The sequence below is a fragment of the Paraburkholderia sp. A1RI-2L genome (assembly GCF_048957375.1).
In the GTDB taxonomy this organism is placed as follows: domain Bacteria; phylum Pseudomonadota; class Gammaproteobacteria; order Burkholderiales; family Burkholderiaceae; genus Paraburkholderia.
In genome coordinates this window covers 2,560,960-2,577,253 of the sequence record NZ_JARBTA010000001.1, presented here as the reverse complement: position 1 = coordinate 2,577,253, position 16,294 = coordinate 2,560,960, and the positions used below count along the sequence as shown (strand labels likewise).

Below are 16,294 nucleotides of genomic sequence, written 5' to 3'. Positions count from 1 at the left end.
TTCGAATTAATTGCGCATGCGATTCGTTGCGCAAACGTTTTGAATCGGGTGCCGATAGCAGTCTGTAGGGAAATCACCGATGCGACGCAAATTCGCGCGCGAGTATGATCGGCTCGACAGTTTGATCACGTCAGAGCACGATACTCACGCTCGCCCCCGAAAACAGGGCGAGCGTTTTTTTTGCTGGCGCGCGCACGATGCGTGGATCGGTGCGGGGCGAGTGGGTCAAGCCATGCCGGCGGGCGCTTCGACCCCGTTCTCGCCCATCACGAGCGCACCGCTTTTCGCGAGCTCCCCGGCCAGTTCGCGCATCAGCGCGGGCCAGGCGCCTTCGGGTGCGAGCTGCCGCGCCGCCGCGCGCATGATTGCCGCCTCGGCGAGCATCGTGTCCAGCGCCGCGAACGTCATCGTGCGCACTTCGAGCAGCTTGAACACGATTAGCACCTTGAGCGCGTTTTTGGCGTTGCGCGCGGGATCGGCGCTCAGCCAGGCGAGGCGCGCATAGGCGCGGTCGAGCGCGGCCCTCACATTCGAAAATGGCGCGCCATGGCCCGGAATCACCACGGCCACGTCGAGTTGCGCGATGGCGTCCAGCACCGCGCGCTGCTCCGCAAAACCGCTTGCGCCTTCGAGTTCCGGAAAAATCACGCCGAAGCCGTGCTCCCAGAGCGCGTCGGCGCTGATCAGCACGCGCGGCCCGGCGGCATACAGCATCAGCGAATCGGGGTCGTGGCCGGGTGCGCCGATCACCTCCCACTCGAAGCCGCCAAGCGTCACGCGCGCACCCGGCGCGAGCGTGCCCGTGAAAGCGAAGCGCTCGCAGGTCTGGCCGGTGGCGAGAAAGGACAGCCGCGTTTCGTCCCAGGCGCGCACGGCGCTCGCGCTGGCGGCCGGGATGAGCGTCTCGCAGGTCCATTGCGCCTGCAAGCGCGCGTTGCCGCCGCAATGATCCGAGTGCAGATGGGTGTTGACGATCGTATCGAGCGCGCGCCCCGCAAGCGCGTGCTGCACGAGCGCGACGGTTTGCGCGGCATGCGTGGCGTAGCCCGTGTCGACGAGCGCCGCGCGGGTTTCATCGACGAGCAGCACGTTGTTCGACGAGAGCCAGCCGCGCTCGAACACGCGGGTCGATGGCGGCAGCGTGGCGGCGGGGGGATGTGCAGCGTGGCTCATCGCGTGGCCGCTTCGCTTGCCGGTGCCTGAGGCTTCGGCATCACGAGGATCGTCGAGCGGCCCACCACGAGCGTTTCACCGTTCTGGTTCACGGCCGTGCCTTCGAGCTTCACGAGATCGCCGTTCAGGCTGGCTTTCCAGTGGGCCTCCACGACGCGCCATTCGAAGGTGAGCACGTCATGGGCGTGCGCCGCGCGCTTGAGCTTCATGTCGAATTCGAGGCCGAGCGGCTGCGCGTACTGCGAAAAATGCGTGGCGAGCAGCGCCATGAAATGCGCGGTGGGTTGCGTGCCCGAGGCAATCAAACCGCCGAAGCGGCTCTGCGCGGCGTAGGCGTCGTCGTGGTGCAGCGGGTTCAGGTCGTTCACGAGCGTGGCGAACGACTTCACCGTGTCGGGCGAAAGCGCGAGCGTGGAGCGAAACGTCTCGCCGATCGTCACGACACGGGCGGGCGCGCCGGTGCCTATGGTCATCGGGCGTCTCCTGCTTTTGCCGCGTCGCGCGCGGTGCGTGGGGCCGGAGTAAGCGCTGAAGCGCTAACTCCGGGCCGACACATCCACTGCGCGTGGCGCGTCTCGATCGCGTCCCATACGGCGCGCTTCGCGGCGTGGTCGAGCGTGGACCATGCAACGATCTCGTCGATCGTGCGCAGGCACCCTTCGCACAGGCCGCTCGGCTCGTGCATGCGGCATACGTTGATGCAGGGCGAGGGCGCCTGGGCGATCGCGCGCGTTGGGCTCCGGTTCGAGTTCATGCGTCGCGCAGCGCGACGTCCACCACGGGCGCGCCGGTGAGCGCCGCAAGCTCTTGCGGCGAAAGATTGAACACCGCATGCGGATGGCCCGCCGCGGCCCACAGGCTCTCGAGCGCGAACAGGTCGGCGTCGATCAGCGTGACGGGCGCAGTGGCGTGGCCGATCGGGCACACGCCGCCAATCGCATAGCCGGTCATCTCGCGCACGAACTTCGCGTCGGCGCGGCCCACTTCGCCCACGTGCGCCTCGACCTTCTTTTCATCGACGCGATTGGCGCCGCTCGCGATCACGAGCACGGGCGCATCGTCCTTGCGGCGGCGAAACAGGATCGACTTGGCGATTTGCGCGACTTCGCAGCCGAGCCCGGCCGCCGCTTCCGCCGAGGTCTTGCCGGTCTCGGGCAGCAGCACGACCGGCTTCGCGTGGCCGCGCTCGCGCAGGAGCAGCGCGACGCGGCGTGCGGAATCGGGCAGGGCTTCGAAGCCGTCTTTTTCCGAGTTGATGAGCGTTTCCGTCATGTCGTGATTTCCTTCGTGCTGCAATGGTTGCAACTCAAGCACATGCCGCGGCGCTCTGTTTCTTCGCGAGCAGCGCCTTGCCGGCGCGCGAGACGTTGGCGCGGCCGATGGCCTTCGAAATGAAGTCGCCGGCTTCCACCACCTGGTCGAGGTCGATGCCCGTATGAATACCGAGGCCGTTCATCAGGTACAGCACGTCTTCGGTCGCCACGTTGCCGGTCGCGCCCTTTGCGTACGGACAGCCGCCGAGCCCCGCCACCGAGGCGTGAAAGATTTCGATGCCTGCTTCGAGCGCGGCGTAGATATTGGCGAGCGCCTGGCCATAGGTGTCGTGGAAGTGGCCCGAGAGGCGCTCGCGCGGGAACACTTTGGTGACCGCCTCGAACACTTCGTGCACGCGCTTCGCGGTGCCCACGCCGATGGTGTCGGCGATATCGATCTCGTCGCAGCCGAGCGCCGCGAAGCGCTGCACCACGTCGACGACTGACGCCACCGGCACCTCGCCCTGGTACGGGCAGCCGAACGAGCACGAGACGCTGCCGCGAATGCGCACGCCGGCGGCCTTCGCCGCTTCGGCCACGGGCGCGAAGCGCTCGATGCTTTCTGCGATCGAGCAGTTGATGTTCTTCTGCGAGAACGCCTCACTCGCGGCGCCGAAGATCACGATCTCGTCCGCGCGCGCGGCGAGTGCGCCTTCGAAGCCGCGCAGATTCGGCGTGAGCACCGAATAGATCGCGCCCTCGCGGCGCGCGATGCCGGCCATGACTTCGGCGCCGTCGGCCATCTGCGGGACCCATTTCGGCGAAACGAACGAGGCCGCTTCGATGTTCGGAAAGCCCGCCTTCGAGAGCCGGTCGATCAGCTCGATCTTCACGGCGGTGGGCACGAATTCCTTTTCGTTTTGCAGACCGTCGCGCGGTCCGACTTCGACGATTTTGACTGCGGTGGGGAGGGTTGCCATGTCTGTCTCCAATACTGTGTTCTCGCGCCTCAATATCCGCGCGCCGTATTCACGATCCCGCTCACCGTTTCTCCGCGCGCGAGCGCTGCGATCTTGTCCGCGACCTGCGAGATCGCTTCCTCGCGCAGTGTGAGCGCCGAGCTATGAGGCGTAATCGTGATGCGCGGCTCGCGCCAGAACGGGTGATCGTCCGCGAGCGGCTCGTGGCGGAACACGTCGAGCGTGGCGGCCGAGAGCGCGCCGTTCGCGAGGGCATCGACGAGATCCTGTTCCACCAGATGCGCGCCGCGCGCGACGTTCACGAGATACGCGCCGCGCGGGAGCTTGCCGAAGGTGTTCGCGTCGAGCACGTTTTCGGTGTCGGGCGTGGCGGGCAGCAGGTTCACGAGCACTTTCACGTCGGCGAGGAACGCGTCGAACTGCGGGCCGCGCAGCTCGCCCGAGAAGGTCTCGATGCCATCGAGGGCTTTCGCGCTGCGCGAGAAGCCGCGCACCGGCACGCCGAGCGAGGCCACTGCGCGCGCGACGTGCGCGCCCAGCACGCCGAGGCCCAGCACGCCCACCATGAAGGTCTCGAGCGGATGCGGCGCGAGCACGTGCCATTCGCGGCGCGCCTGCTGCAGCGCGTATTCGTCGAAGCGGCGCAGGTAGCGCAGCACCGCGTGCTGCACGTATTCGGCCATTTGCGGCGCCATGCCCGAGTCTTCGAGGCGCACGAGCAGCGCGTCTTTCGGCAGCGTGCCCGGATGATCGCGTTCGAGCGCGAGAATCGCGTCGACGCCCGCGCCCAGATTGAAGACCGCGCGCAGGCCCGGGCGCGCGGCGAACAGCTCGCGCTGCGGATGCCAGACCACGGCGTAATCGGCGGGGGCCGTATCGCCGGGCTGCCATGCGCGCAACTCGGCGCCGGGCAGGGCGCGCGAGAGACCGTCGAGCCAGGCGGTGGCGTCGGCTTGCGGGAGCCAGAACAGAATTTTCATCGCGGTTCGTTCCCTGCGGATGGTGGAAATCGTGAGACGAGTGGGATCAGTCGCCACATTCTACTTTTTCATGCCGTAAGCCGCCGTCTTTCTCCGCGCGGTACCGCGCCGTGGCCGGAGCGAGAAAAAGCAAAGCGGAAAAAATTGGTTTGGCGCGCAGGGGCGGCGGATCACAATCCGTTCACGATCCGTCGAAGCAAGGAAAAAATCATGCTTTCGCACGCCGCTTCTTCGTGTGCTTCGCGCTGGCCGCCCAGACTCGTCACCGTGCCGGGCCTGCACGGCAGCGAGGGCGCGCATTGGCAAAGCTGGCTCGAGCGCCAGTTCGCGCGCTCGCTGCGCGTGGAGCAGGACGACTGGGATGCGCCCGATCTGGCGCGCTGGAGCCATGCGCTCGCGCGGCTGCTCGCGCGCGAGCGGGGTCCGTTCGTGCTCGCGGCGCACAGTTATGGCTGCCTCGTGGCGGCGCACGCGCTTCAACAGGGGACGGTTGCCGCCTACGTGGTCGGTACGCTGCTCGTCGCGCCTGCGAGCCCGGAGAAGTTTCGCTTTGCCGGCGCTTTCGAGGCGCGCCGGCTTCCCATGCCAGCGATCCTGATCGGCAGCGAGACCGACCCGTGGATGCCGCTCGAAGGCGCGCAGCGCCTCGCGCAGCAATTGGGCAGCGCGTTCGTGAATCTCGGCGACGCGGGGCATGTCAACACGGCGGCGGGGTTCGGGCCGTGGCCGCGCGCGAAGTATTTGGTCGATACGCTCGTGCATTGCGAAGCGCCGAGGCGTCTGCATACCGGCAGCGACTTCGGCGTGAGCGACCGGTTGAAGCTCGCCTGAGTCTCAACCGGTCCGCAGCCTGCTCGCCCGCCGGCGCGGCATCAGTGCGCCAGCGCTTCGCGCAGCAGACGCGCCGTGTGCAGCGCGATCATCCCTTCCTCGTCGGTGCGGATCGCGAAGACCGGCACGCGGCTTTCGCGCGAGCTCACGCGCTCCTTGCCGGCGTCGTTGGCCGCCGCGTCGAGCGCGATGCCGAACAACGGCGCGAGCCGTTCGCACACCTGCGCGCGAATCGGTGCGGCATGCTCGCCGATTCCGCCCGTCATCACCAGCGCATCGAGCCCGCCCAACCCGACGGCGAGCTTGCCCACTTCCTGGGCGATGCGGTACGTGTAGAAGTCGATGGCGAGCCGGGCCCGCTCGTTGTCGCTCGCGAGCAGTTCGCGCATGTCACTGCTCACGCCCGAGAGGCCCTTGAGGCCGGACTCCTGGTACAGCAGCTTCTCGATCTCGTCGTAGCCCATGCCGCGCGCCATCATCCAGAGCACCGCGCCCGCATCGATGGCGCCGCTGCGCGTGCCCATCGGCAGGCCGTCCAGCGCGGTGAGGCCCATGGTGGTCTCGACGCTCTTGCCGTCTTTCATCGAGCACAGGCTCGCGCCGTTGCCCAGATGCGCGACCACCACGCGGCCGCGCGCGACGTCGGGCTCGGTGGCGTGCAGGTAGTGCGCGATGTACTCGTACGAGAGGCCATGAAAGCCGTAGCGGCGGATGCCTTCCTCGTAGTAGTGGTACGGCAGCGCGAAGAGCTGCGCCATGATGCCGTTTCCCGCGTGAAAGGCCGTATCGAAGCAGGCCACCTGCGGCAGGTCTGGCGCGGCCGTGCGCACTGCGCGGATCGCCGCGAGATTGTGCGGCTGATGCAGCGGCGCGAGCGGCGTGAGCGAGTCGAGTTCTTCGATCACCTTGTCGTCGATGAGCACCGCGTCCTTGAAGTGCGTGCCGCCGTGCACCACGCGGTGGCCGATCGCGGCGGGCGGCGTGTCGCGCAGGCCCACCGCGAGCACGAGGCGCAGCAGGCGGAACGCGGCGTCGTGGTCGGCGACTTGGGCGACCGGAAACTTCTCGTCGACGATGAGCCGGCCGTCGGCCATGCGCGCGACCACGCGCGGCGCCACGCCGATGCCTTCGATCTGGCCGCCCGCGCCGAAAATCGCGCGCGCGCCGCCTTCCGCGCGAGGATCGTCGACGACGCGATACACCGAGCACTTGATGCTCGACGAGCCCGCGTTCACGACCAGCACGATCTGGCCTTCGCCGTGCGCATGGTTCGCGGAGGAGGGAAAAGCCGGCGTCGTGCTCACAGGGCCTCCGTGGTCATGCGCGTGCGCCGCGCGTGGGCGAGCAGCACCGCGATCGCGCAACTGCCGATGCGCGCGCGCACGGTGTCGGCTCGGCTCGTGAGGATGACGGGCACCCGCGCGCCGAGCACGATGCCCGCCGATTCCGCGCCGGCAAGAAAGGTGAGCTGCTTGGCGAGCATGTTGCCCGCTTCGAGGTCGGGCACCAGCAGGATGTCGGGGTCGCCCGCGACCTGCGAGGTGATGCCCTTGATGCGCGCGGCCTCGGCGTTGATCGCGTTGTCGAAGGCGAGCGGACCGTCGAGCAGGCCGCCCACGATCTGGCCGCGGTCGGCCATCTTGCACAGCGCGGCCGCCTCGATGGTCGAGGGCATCTTGTCGGAGACCGTCTCCACCGCTGCGAGGATCGCGACCTTCGGCGTGGCGATGCCGAGCGCCTGCACGAGATCGATGGCGTTGCGCACGATGTCGGCTTTGTCGGCGAGCTTGGGGAAGATGTTGACGGCGGCGTCGGTGATGAAGAGCGGCTTGTGATACGCGGGCACGTCCATCGCGAACACGTGCGAGAGGCGGCGCTCGGTGCGCAGGCCGCTCGCGCCCCGCGCCACTTCGTGCAGCAGTTCGTCGGAGTGCAGGCTGCCCTTCATGAGCAGCTCGGCTTCGCCCTCGCGCACCGCGAGCACCGCGCGTTCGGCGGCGGCGTGGCTGTGCGGCACATCCACGATCTTGACGTTTTCGAGCGAGAGCCGCGCTTCTTGCGCCACCGAGCGGATCTTCGCCTCGGGGCCGACCAGGAGCGGCTCGATGAGGCCGAGGTTGGCGGCGTCGATCGCGCCCGTGAGCGACGAGACATCGCAGGGGTGCGCAACCGCTGTGGGCACGGGCGCGAGGCCCGCGCAGCGGGCCAGAAGGGCGGAATACTTGTCGGGCGTTGCAGTCATATCTGTCTCTCATCCGAAGCCAGGGCCTCTCGCGGGCGCAAAAATCGGCACGAAAGTCAGCACGAAATGGCCGTGAGCAGGTCTTGAGCAAGCGAAACCACGGTGGCGCGGCAGCGCGCCTTCACGCGTTCATGTTGCGGCGCGCAAAGCGCTAACAGTGTAGTCCAGCGCATCTCGCGCCGGCCGCAAAGTGTGCAGCCACGGCGTGCGGCTTACTGCCCCCAATGCACGGCGCATCATCCATGCAACGGCTTGGGCGGGCGCGCCGGCACGGTCTGTCACGCGCTCTTCACGCCGCCGCGCGATCATGAAGCGCGCGCGCGATCCCGCACGGCTTGACTTGGCGCAAAACTCTGCCTAGATTGAAATACTGCAGTGCAGCATGACTGTCGTGCGCACGCCATGCACGCCCCGTTATAGGAGATTTGTCACGTGGCAGTATCCGCTTTCTCGCCTGCGCTCTCGTCCGATTCCTCGCCTACTTCCCCACGCCGTTCTCTGTGGCCGCTCTGGCCGTTGCCGGGTTTCGAGGCCGTGCAGTCCTTCCAGCCTTTCCAGCCCCTCTTCGACGCGTTCGCCGAGTCTGCCGGCGCGGCGTCCATGCCCGGCATGCCCACCCCGCCCGCGCTGCCCGCCGCGGCGCCCGCAGCGCTCCAGCCGCTGTTCGACTACCTGTTCGATGCCTGGCAGCGCAGCGTCCTGTTCCTCGACGTGCTGCGCGAGCGCGGCAACCAGACCTGGCTGCACGAGAAGGCCGGCATGCCGCCGGTGCTCGCGTTCGACTATGAAGTGATTGTCGATGGCCGCGAGCTCGAGGATCCGTGCAACTACGCGCTGCTGCGCATCAAGCCTGAAGCGGGCGTAGAGACCGATGCGCGCATGCGCCCGTTCGTCGTGATCGACCCGCGCGCGGGGCATGGCCCAGGCATCGCGGGCTTCAAGATGGACAGCGAAGTGGGCATCGCGCTGCGCAAGGGCCATCCGTGCTACTTCGTGACCTTCTTCCCGGTGCCGACCGAAACGCAGACGATCCAGTCGGTGGGCGAGGCGGAAATCGTGTTCCTGCGCAAGGTGCGCGAGCTGCACCCCGACGCGGACGGCCAGCCCTTCGTGATCGGCAACTGCCAGGGCGGCTGGGCCGCGGCGCTGGTCGCGGCGTCCGCGCCAACGCTGGTCGGGCCGCTGATGCTCGCGGGCTCGCCGCTGTCTTACTGGGCCGGCGTGCGCGGCAAGAACCCCATGCGCTACTCGGGCGGCATGCTGGGCGGCTCGTGGATGTCGTCGCTTGCCGCCGATCTTGGCGACGGCCATTTCGACGGCGCGCATCTGGTGCAGAACTTCGAGAATCTCAATCCGGCCAACACGTTCTGGGGCAAGCTCTACAACCTCTACGCGAAAGTCGATACCGAGCGCGAGCGTTTCCTCGAATTCGAGCGCTGGTGGGGCGGGCATTATCAGCTCAACCGCGCCGAGATCGACTGGATCGTGCAGAACCTGTTCGTCGGCAATCACCTCACGCGCAACAAGGTCTACGCGAAGCACGCGCGCGCGCCGGTGGATCTGCGCAACATCCGCACGCCGATCATCGTGCTCGCTTCGTGGGGCGACAACATCACCCCGCCGCAGCAAGCGCTCAACTGGATTCCCGATCTCTACGCGAGCGTGGACGAGATCGTCGCGAACGAGCAGGTGATCGTCTACTGCCTGCACGACAAGGTGGGGCACCTGGGCATCTTCGTTTCGGCGAGCGTGGCGAATAAAGAGCATACCGAACTATTTTCGGCGCTCGATCTGATCGACGTGCTGCCGCCGGGCCTCTACGAAGCGAAGATCACCGACTCGGCGCCACAGGCCGGGCGGCTCGAAGCGCTCGAAGGGCGCTACGAGATCCGCTTCGAGCGCCGCACCATCGACGATATTCTCGCGCTCGACGATGGCCGCGACGACGAACAGCCGTTCGAAGTCGTGCGCCGCATCGCGGAGAATAGTCAGCGCTTTTACGACCTCTATGTGTCGCCGTTCGTGCGCGCGTCGAGCACCGCGCTTTCGGCGCACCTGCTGCGCGAGACGCATCCGGCGCGCGTGGAGCGCAGCCTGTTCAGCGACGCGAACCCGGCGCTCGGCATGCTGCCCGCCATGGCGCAGGCGGTGCGTGCGAACCGCGTGCCGGCCGCGCCCGACAATCCGTTCACGCTGATCGAGCAGCAGGTATCGGCGAGCATTGAAGGCGCGTGGGACGCGTGGCGCGACGCGCGCGACACATGGATCGAAGACACCTTCTACCGCATCTACACGGCGCCTTGGGTGCAGGCGTGGGTGGGCGTTGTGCCCAATACGCCGCTCGACCCGGTCGCGCCGCCGCTCACGGCGTTGCGCAAGGAACTCGCGCAGCAGCGCCTGCGCGCCGCGCGCGAGCACGTGAACAAGGGCACGCCCGTCGATGCTTTCATGCGCATCATGGCCTATCTCGCCGATGAGATGCGCGTGGTCCAGTACCGCCCGTTCCAGCGCATGCGCGAACTCGCGCGCGAATACATGGGCGATCGCCAGCCGAGCATCGCCGAGTTGAAGGAGTCGGCGCGCCGCCAGGGGGCGATCGTGCAGCTCGACGCGAATGCCGCCATCGAGGCGCTTCCCGAGCTGGTGCCGGACATGCGCACGCGCCGCTTGCTGCTTTCGGTGGTGTACCAGGTGGCGACGGCCTCGGCGCCGCTCGATGGCGAGCGGGCGGAACGTTTCGCCGAGGTTCAGCGCGTGCTGGGCGTGGAGCCGGGCAGCGAGAAGGAGCCGTTGCCGCCGCCGCCGGGAAGCGGCAATGACGCGGGCGGCACGGGCAGAGTGGGCAAGGTGGACAACGCTGGCGATGCGAAACCGGCAAAGGCCTCGAAGAGCGCGGCGACAACGAAGACGGCAACGGTGAAGAAAGCTTCGAAGCCGACGAAGCCCACCGCCGAACCCGCGACTTCGCGCGCGCCGCTAGCGAAGCCCGCGCGTGCGGCCCGCCGCCGCGCATCGTCCGGCGCGGGCAAGTAAGCCTGAAAAATGAGCTGGTAAAAAGCGCGCGCGGCAAATACGCCGGGCACGTGAACAAAGAACCTGAGAGAACGCGCTCGCGCATGTGGACCGCCACGCGTGCGAGCGCGCCGAACCGCGAACCGTGAATCGGGCGGGCATCGAACCCGCGCCGCTTCGCGACAGATCGTCGAGGCCATCCATGCAAACTCTTCCAGACCAGCCGCTTGCAGGCATGCGCGCTCTCGTGACGGGCGTGGCGAACGCCGAATCGATTGCCTACGGCTGCGCGCGCGCATTTGCGGAGCTGGGCGCCGAGCTCGCGCTCACGTACCTCAACGACAAGGCCAAGCCTTATGTCGAGCCGCTGGCGAACCAGCTAGGCGCGGCAATGCTGCTGCCGCTCGACGTCGAGGACGAGGCGCAGTTCGACGCTGTCTTCGACGCGGTGCGCGAGCAGTGGGGCACGCTCGATATCGTGTTGCATTCGATCGCCAACGCGCCGAAGGCCGACCTCCAGGGCGGCCTGCTCGAATCGTCGGCGCAAGGTTTCGCGTATGCGATGGACGTCTCGTGCCACTCGTTCATCCGCATGGCGAAGCGCGCCGCGCCGCTGATGCCGCGCGGCGGCACGCTGTTCGCAATGAGCTACGACGGCGCGAATCGCGTCGTGCCGAATTACAGCTTGATGGGACCGGTGAAGGCGGCGCTGGAAGCCTCGTGCCGCTACCTCGCCTATGAGCTCGGGCCGCTCGGCATTCGCGTGCATGCGATCTCGCCGGGGCCGCTCAAGACGCGTGCCGCCTCCGGCCTGCCTGATTTCGACCGCATGCTCGCGGAAGCCGTCGAGCGCGCGCCGCTAGGCGAACTCGTCGACATCATGGACGTCGGCTACGCGACGGCCTGGCTCGCGACGCGCTACGCCCGCCGCCTGACCGGCAATACGGTCTACGTCGACGGCGGCTCGCACATCATGGCCTGAGCGCGCAGGCTTCACGCGCTCGCCCCGTTCGCTTACCAGCGGCGGTAGCCGTAGTCGCGGTCACGATCGTCCCAGCGGCGGTCGTGGCCCCAATGATGGTCGTTCCAGCGATGGTCTTCCCAGCGGCGCTCGTTCCAGCGACGCTCGTCCCAGCGGCGGTCGTCGTCGCGCCAGCCCACATAAGCCGGTGCCGCGTAAGCCGGCGCCGTATAGACCGGCGCGGGCGCCGTATAAACCGGCACGCCAACGGCGAGTCCCACGGAGACGCCGGCCGTCGCGGTTTGCGAGATGGCGAGAATCGTTGCGCCCGCACCCAATGCGGCAATGAGTTTCGCGTTCATTCGAGTCTCCTTTGGCTCGTTGAATGGACACCTCCAATCTAATCCGGGCTGCGGCGCCGTGGATTACAAAACTGCAACAATCGTCTCGGTGTCGCGAGGTCATGCGGGCCCAAGGCGCGCTTTCGAGCGCGAGTGTGCGCGCGAAAAGCCCCGTAAAACAGGGCCTTTCGGGGTGCGGTACCGCTTCGTGAAAAAAAGTGACGCGCCCTGATTGGACGCAAGATGTTGCGTATTTCAGGCGTGGGTAACGAGTGCGGTACCACCCCGCCAGGCATGCCTCGAGACGCAAAAAAGCCGGAGACATGCTCCGGCTTTTTTGCGCGACGGTGCAATGCGCACCTATCACTGCACCGAAACGCCCCCAAAGTTCTGCCGTCCGAACGGGCTTACCTGATAGCCGCTCACGTTGGTGCGCGTGATGGCCGCGGCCGTGGGATAGCCAAGCGGAATCCATAGCGCCTGATCGTGGATGATCTTCTGCGCGGCTTCATAGTCCTTCGCGCGCTGCGCCTGGTCGGCGGTGGTCTTGCCGTCGGCGATCAGCTTGTCGAGCTGCGGATCGCAGAAGCGCGCGAAGTTGATGCCCGACTTCACCGCGTTGCAGCTAAAGAGCGGCGAGAGGTAGTTGTCGGGGTCGCCGTTGTCGCCGGCCCAGCCCATGAACAGCGTGTCGTGCTGGCCTTGCTTCGCCTCCTTGATGAGCTCGCCCCACTCGATCACCTTGATCTCCGCTTTCACGCCGATCTTCGCGAAATCGGCCTGCAGCAGTTCGGCGCCCGCGCGCGGGTTCGGGTTCAGGACACTGCCGTTCGGGCGCACCCAGATCGTGGTCGCGAAGCCGTTGGGCACGCCGGCCTCGGCGAGCAACTGCTTTGCCTTCGCGATGTCGTGCGGATACGGCGAGATCGACTTGTCGTAGCCCCAGGTGATGGGCGGCCACGGGTTGGTCGCGGGCGTGGCCGTGTTGTCGAAGATCGCCTTGAGATACGTCGTGCGGTCGAACGCGAGGTTCAGCGCCTGGCGCACCTTCGGGTTATCGAGCGGCTTCTTCTGCGTGTTGAGCGCGACGAAGGCTGTCATGAACGCGGGCGTCTGCACGACCTTGAGCGCTTTGTCGGTTTTGGCGTCGGCCACGTCCTGGGGCTTGGGCGAGAGCGCAATCTGGCATTCGCCGGCCTTCACCTTTTGCGCGCGCACGGCGGCGTCGGGCGTGATCGCGTAGATGAGGCGCTCCACCTTGGGCTTGGTCCCCCAGTACGTGGGGTTCGCGTCGTAGCGGATCACCGCGTCCTTCGTGTAGCTCTTGAGCACGAACGGGCCGGTGCCCACGGGCTTCGCGTTCAGGTCGATCTGCTTGCCGGCCTTGAGCAGCTGCTCGGCGTACTCGGACGAGTAGATCGACGCGAAGCCCATCGTGAGGATCGGCAAGAAGGTGGCGTTGGGCTCGTTGAGCTCGAACTTCACCGTGTTCGCGTCGACTTTGGTGATCGACTTGATGAGCTTCGGCAGGCCCATCGACTGCGCATGCGGGAAACCGCTCGCGCCCGCCACCTTGTGCCACGGATTGTCGGGGTCGAGCATGCGCTCGAAGGTGAAGACGACGTCGTCGGCGCTGAGCGCGCGCGTGGGCTTGAACCATTCGGTGGTCTGAAACTGCACGTTCGGACGCAGATGGAACGTGTAGGTCAGGCCGTCCGCGCTTACGTCCCACGACTGCGCGAGCGCGGGCACCACTTTCTTCTGCGCTTCGTCGTAGGCGACGAGCGAATTGAAGATCACGTCGGCGGATGCGTTGGTGGTCACGAGCGAGTTGAACTGCACGACGTCGAAGCCGTCCGGGCTCGATTCCGTGCACACCGTGAGCGGTTTCGCGAGCGCGGGCAGGGCCGCGCAGGCGAGCGCCGCGCCAAGCGCGGCGGCGAGCACGGGAGCGGGCGAGAGGATGCGCATGGGGTCTCCGTTTGGCTTTATAGCCGGCCAAGCTTAACGAAGGGACATTGCGCAGACAACAACATAATCGGCATACCCATATGGGGCGCGATCGCGCGGGGCGGTCGTGGGGCGGTTGTAGCGCGGTTGCGCGGAGCGATTGTGCGGACTGGCCGCGGGCGGTCAATGCTGGGCGGCGCGCGGCTTGCGCGGGGCGCGTTCGAACGCGCGGTCGTAGAGCCAGCGCGGCAGCACGCGGAGCAGCGCCGCGACCACGCGCATCGGCCAGGGGAACACTGCGAAGGCGGTGCCGCGCGCGATAGCGTCAGCGGCCTTGGCGGCGAAGCGGTCGGCGTCCATGAGGAACGGCATGCGGTACGGGTTCTTCGCCGTCATGGGCGTGCGGATGTAGCCAGGCGCGATCGTCACCACGCGCACCTTGAACGGCCGCATCTCCACGCGCAGCGACTCCAGATACGCAAACGCCGCCGCCTTCGAGGCGCTGTAGGCGCCCGAGCCCGGCAGCCCGCGCACGCCCGCTACGCTCGCGATGCCCATGAGCGTGCCGCGCCGCGCTTGCGCCATCGCCTCGGCGAACGGTTCGAAGGTGGCGACCATGCCGAAGTAGTTGGTGTCCATCACCTCGCGGAAGGTGGCGAGGTCGCCGTGACCGGTGAGCACGCCACGGCTCACGCCCGCGTTGGCGATCACCACGTCGGGCAGGCCGTGCTCGGCGATGAAGGCGCGCGCGGCGGCCGCGAGCGCATCGGCGTCGCGCACATCGGCGCAATAGAGGGAGACGGGGTGCTGCGGATGAGAATCACGGAAGGCCTCGAGCGCATCGGCGCGGCGCGCGACGAGCCCGAGGATGGCGCCGCGCCGCGCGTATTCGGCGGCGAGCGCAGCGCCGATGCCGCTCGACGCGCCGGTGATGAAGACCTTCAAGGGGGAAGTCATGCCGGCGCGCGGGCTCACATCTTCTTGGCGCGGATTTGCGAGATGATGAAGTCCATCACCTGGAGCGTGCCCGGCAGGCTGTTGGTGGCGGCCGGACCCGTCTCGTACTTGCCCTGGATCGCGATGGTCGGCACGCCGTCGATCTTGTACGCGGTTTCCATGGCCTTGCCGCGCTGGAGGTCGCTTTGCGTCGAGAACGAGTTGTACGCTTCCATGTACTTCTTCGGATCGACGCCTTGCGTGGCGAGGAACTTCGCCTGGTCTTCGGGCGTGAGCAGGTAGTTCTTGTTCACGTGAATCTCATGGAAGATGACCGGCGTGAGTTTCTGCGTGAGGCCGAGCGCGTCGAGCGCGTAGAGCATCTTCGAATGCGGGATGAAGTCGTCGCGGAATGCCACCGGCACGCGCTTGAACACGACGTCCGGGCCTTGCTTCTTGATCCAGTCTTCGAGCAGCGGGTCGAACTCGTTGCAGTGCGGGCAGCCGTACCACATGAACTCGATGACCTGGATCTTGCCCGCGGGCACGTCGAGCGGCTGCACGGCCTTGAGGACCGTGTAGTCCTTGCCGGCGACCGGCGCTTCGGGCGAGGCGTGGGCCGTGCCGGCCAGCATCGAGAGCGAGACCAAAAGCGTTCCGAGAAGTCGTTTCATAGCGTGTTATTCCAGTGAACGGAGCCGGCGGCGTCCGGCGAGGCGGTGCGCGAGCGCGTCATGCGCGCTCGCGCGGGTGATGCATCTGATGGGTTACTGCTTCGTGAAGCGGATCACAGCGGTGTCGATTCCGGCATCAGACAGGCGCTGACGGTTCGAGTTCATGTCTTCGAATTTCGAGAACGGCCCGATGCGCACGCGGTAGTACGTGACACCGCCCGCGTCGCGCTGCGTCACCTTCGACTCGAATCCCTGGAACGCGAGACGCGCGCGCTGTTGCTCGGCGTCCGCCGCGGTCTTGTACGCGCCCACCTGCAGGAAGTAGCCGGTGTTGGCTTCGCCGGCTGCGGGGGCGCCGGGCTGCGTGGGTTTTGCGCCGTTTGCATTCGGCGCGGGGATGGCGTTAGGCGCCTTCTGCGGCTGATTGTTGGCGAGCTGCTGCGCGGGCGCGCTCGGCGCTTGCGGTTTCGGCGCGGCGGCCGAGGCATTGCTGCCGGTCGAGGGCTTCGGCGCGACTGCGACGCCGTTATTGGCGCTGTTGCTGTGATCCGCGCCGTTGTCAGCGGAAGCCGACGGCGGCACTTCGACGATCTGCGGCTCTTCGAGCATGCCCGAGGATTGCGACTGGTTCGTGGTCTGGCCCGGCGCGGTGTTCGGCGGCGTGCTTTGCGCGGCCTGCGGCGGCACCGGCTGGCCCGGCGTCTTGCCTTGCAGCACGCGGTTCGGATCGTATTGCTCGGCCTGGCTCGCGTCGCTGGGTGGCGCGACCTTCGCGACGAATGGCGTGGGCGAGCGCGTGATATAGAGCGCCACGACCACCGCGATCGCAAGGCCGACAATCAGGCCCAGCACGACACCGAGAAAAGTACCCCCGGACTGTTTCGACTGCTGCTTCGTACTGCGGCGCGGTTTTGCCATCGTCTGAATCACCTGCAAACAAGAGAATCTGGAACGGCGCGTA

Annotated in this window: 16 protein-coding genes; 3 read left to right on the top strand and 13 right to left on the bottom strand. The window is 67.1% G+C overall.

Annotated elements, in window-relative coordinates:
• Positions 1-225: 225 nt before the first annotated feature.
• From PWP93_RS11780 to PWP93_RS11755, 6 genes are read right to left on the bottom strand one after another with little or no spacing between them, the layout of a single operon-like run.
• Positions 226-1,173, bottom strand: a complete 948-nt coding sequence (locus tag PWP93_RS11780; RefSeq protein ID WP_421044596.1) for an MBL fold metallo-hydrolase — start codon at positions 1,171-1,173, stop codon at positions 226-228.
• Positions 1,170-1,646, bottom strand: a complete 477-nt coding sequence (locus PWP93_RS11775) for a MaoC family dehydratase (RefSeq protein ID WP_421044595.1) — start codon at positions 1,644-1,646, stop codon at positions 1,170-1,172. Before PWP93_RS11775 ends, PWP93_RS11780 begins: the two co-directional genes overlap by 4 nt.
• Positions 1,643-1,927, bottom strand: a complete 285-nt coding sequence (locus PWP93_RS11770; protein WP_421044594.1) for a DUF1289 domain-containing protein — start codon at positions 1,925-1,927, stop codon at positions 1,643-1,645. Before PWP93_RS11770 ends, PWP93_RS11775 begins: the two co-directional genes overlap by 4 nt.
• Complete coding sequence (locus PWP93_RS11765) at positions 1,924-2,445, bottom strand: YbaK/EbsC family protein (protein WP_421044593.1); 522 nt, start codon at positions 2,443-2,445, stop codon at positions 1,924-1,926. Before PWP93_RS11765 ends, PWP93_RS11770 begins: the two co-directional genes overlap by 4 nt.
• A gap of 34 nt (positions 2,446-2,479) precedes the next feature.
• The gene (locus PWP93_RS11760) at positions 2,480-3,406 is read right to left on the bottom strand and encodes a hydroxymethylglutaryl-CoA lyase (protein WP_421022825.1); all 927 of its coding nucleotides are present in this window, start codon (positions 3,404-3,406) and stop codon (positions 2,480-2,482) included.
• Positions 3,407-3,435: 29 nt separating this feature from the next.
• Entirely contained in the window at positions 3,436-4,386 is a 951-nt protein-coding gene (locus PWP93_RS11755) for a 2-hydroxyacid dehydrogenase (RefSeq protein ID WP_421044592.1), read from the bottom strand.
• A gap of 210 nt (positions 4,387-4,596) precedes the next feature.
• Here PWP93_RS11755 and PWP93_RS11750 point away from each other — a divergent pair, with 210 nt between their 5' ends.
• The gene (locus PWP93_RS11750; protein WP_421044591.1) at positions 4,597-5,217 is read left to right on the top strand and encodes an RBBP9/YdeN family alpha/beta hydrolase; all 621 of its coding nucleotides are present in this window, start codon (positions 4,597-4,599) and stop codon (positions 5,215-5,217) included.
• Between the two features lie 41 nt (positions 5,218-5,258).
• Here PWP93_RS11750 and PWP93_RS11745 read toward each other — a convergent pair whose 3' ends face one another.
• Positions 5,259-6,521, bottom strand: coding sequence for an acetate/propionate family kinase (locus PWP93_RS11745; protein WP_421022828.1), 1,263 nt, complete (start codon positions 6,519-6,521; stop codon positions 5,259-5,261).
• A complete protein-coding gene (locus PWP93_RS11740) occupies positions 6,518-7,459 on the bottom strand; it encodes a bifunctional enoyl-CoA hydratase/phosphate acetyltransferase (protein WP_421044590.1) in 942 nt (313 codons plus the stop codon). Before PWP93_RS11740 ends, PWP93_RS11745 begins: the two co-directional genes overlap by 4 nt.
• A 432-nt stretch (positions 7,460-7,891) precedes the next feature.
• Between PWP93_RS11740 and PWP93_RS11735 the strand changes: the two genes are divergently transcribed.
• Together PWP93_RS11735 and fabI are read left to right on the top strand one after the other, a co-directional pair.
• A complete protein-coding gene (locus PWP93_RS11735; protein ID WP_421044589.1) occupies positions 7,892-10,492 on the top strand; it encodes a DUF3141 domain-containing protein in 2,601 nt (866 codons plus the stop codon).
• Positions 10,493-10,673: 181 nt separating this feature from the next.
• Positions 10,674-11,453: an enoyl-ACP reductase FabI gene (fabI, locus tag PWP93_RS11730; RefSeq protein ID WP_421044588.1), complete on the top strand. Its 780-nt coding sequence runs from the start codon at positions 10,674-10,676 to the stop codon at positions 11,451-11,453.
• Between the two features lie 32 nt (positions 11,454-11,485).
• On the opposite strand, the gene PWP93_RS11725 is transcribed toward fabI, so the two are convergent.
• The 5 genes from PWP93_RS11725 to PWP93_RS11705 all read right to left on the bottom strand — a co-directional run bounded on the left by PWP93_RS11725 (position 11,486) and on the right by PWP93_RS11705 (position 16,251).
• A complete protein-coding gene (locus tag PWP93_RS11725) occupies positions 11,486-11,794 on the bottom strand; it encodes a hypothetical protein (protein ID WP_421044587.1) in 309 nt (102 codons plus the stop codon).
• Between the two features lie 342 nt (positions 11,795-12,136).
• Complete coding sequence (locus tag PWP93_RS11720) at positions 12,137-13,744, bottom strand: ABC transporter substrate-binding protein (protein WP_421044586.1); 1,608 nt, start codon at positions 13,742-13,744, stop codon at positions 12,137-12,139.
• A 162-nt stretch (positions 13,745-13,906) separates the two neighbouring features.
• Positions 13,907-14,680: an SDR family oxidoreductase gene (locus tag PWP93_RS11715; RefSeq protein ID WP_421044585.1), complete on the bottom strand. Its 774-nt coding sequence runs from the start codon at positions 14,678-14,680 to the stop codon at positions 13,907-13,909.
• A 14-nt stretch (positions 14,681-14,694) separates the two neighbouring features.
• Positions 14,695-15,333, bottom strand: coding sequence for a thiol:disulfide interchange protein DsbA/DsbL (locus PWP93_RS11710; protein WP_421044584.1), 639 nt, complete (start codon positions 15,331-15,333; stop codon positions 14,695-14,697).
• Positions 15,334-15,426: 93 nt separating this feature from the next.
• A complete protein-coding gene (locus tag PWP93_RS11705; protein WP_421044583.1) occupies positions 15,427-16,251 on the bottom strand; it encodes an SPOR domain-containing protein in 825 nt (274 codons plus the stop codon).
• Between the last annotated feature and the right edge of the window lie 43 nt (positions 16,252-16,294).

Coding starts and splice junctions, on each gene's coding strand:
- PWP93_RS11750 (WP_421044591.1), top strand. CDS start 4,597: ATGCTTTCGCACGCCGCTTCTTCGTGTGCTTCGCGCTGGCCGCCCAGA.
- PWP93_RS11720 (WP_421044586.1), bottom strand. CDS start 13,744: ATGCGCATCCTCTCGCCCGCTCCCGTGCTCGCCGCCGCGCTTGGCGCG.
- PWP93_RS11770 (WP_421044594.1), bottom strand. CDS start 1,927: ATGAACTCGAACCGGAGCCCAACGCGCGCGATCGCCCAGGCGCCCTCG.
- PWP93_RS11715 (WP_421044585.1), bottom strand. CDS start 14,680: ATGACTTCCCCCTTGAAGGTCTTCATCACCGGCGCGTCGAGCGGCATC.
- PWP93_RS11725 (WP_421044587.1), bottom strand. CDS start 11,794: ATGAACGCGAAACTCATTGCCGCATTGGGTGCGGGCGCAACGATTCTC.
- fabI (WP_421044588.1), top strand. CDS start 10,674: ATGCAAACTCTTCCAGACCAGCCGCTTGCAGGCATGCGCGCTCTCGTG.
- PWP93_RS11780 (WP_421044596.1), bottom strand. CDS start 1,173: ATGAGCCACGCTGCACATCCCCCCGCCGCCACGCTGCCGCCATCGACC.
- PWP93_RS11765 (WP_421044593.1), bottom strand. CDS start 2,445: ATGACGGAAACGCTCATCAACTCGGAAAAAGACGGCTTCGAAGCCCTG.
- PWP93_RS11775 (WP_421044595.1), bottom strand. CDS start 1,646: ATGACCATAGGCACCGGCGCGCCCGCCCGTGTCGTGACGATCGGCGAG.
- PWP93_RS11705 (WP_421044583.1), bottom strand. CDS start 16,251: ATGGCAAAACCGCGCCGCAGTACGAAGCAGCAGTCGAAACAGTCCGGG.
- PWP93_RS11755 (WP_421044592.1), bottom strand. CDS start 4,386: ATGAAAATTCTGTTCTGGCTCCCGCAAGCCGACGCCACCGCCTGGCTC.
- PWP93_RS11710 (WP_421044584.1), bottom strand. CDS start 15,333: ATGAAACGACTTCTCGGAACGCTTTTGGTCTCGCTCTCGATGCTGGCC.
- PWP93_RS11760 (WP_421022825.1), bottom strand. CDS start 3,406: ATGGCAACCCTCCCCACCGCAGTCAAAATCGTCGAAGTCGGACCGCGC.
- PWP93_RS11740 (WP_421044590.1), bottom strand. CDS start 7,459: ATGACTGCAACGCCCGACAAGTATTCCGCCCTTCTGGCCCGCTGCGCG.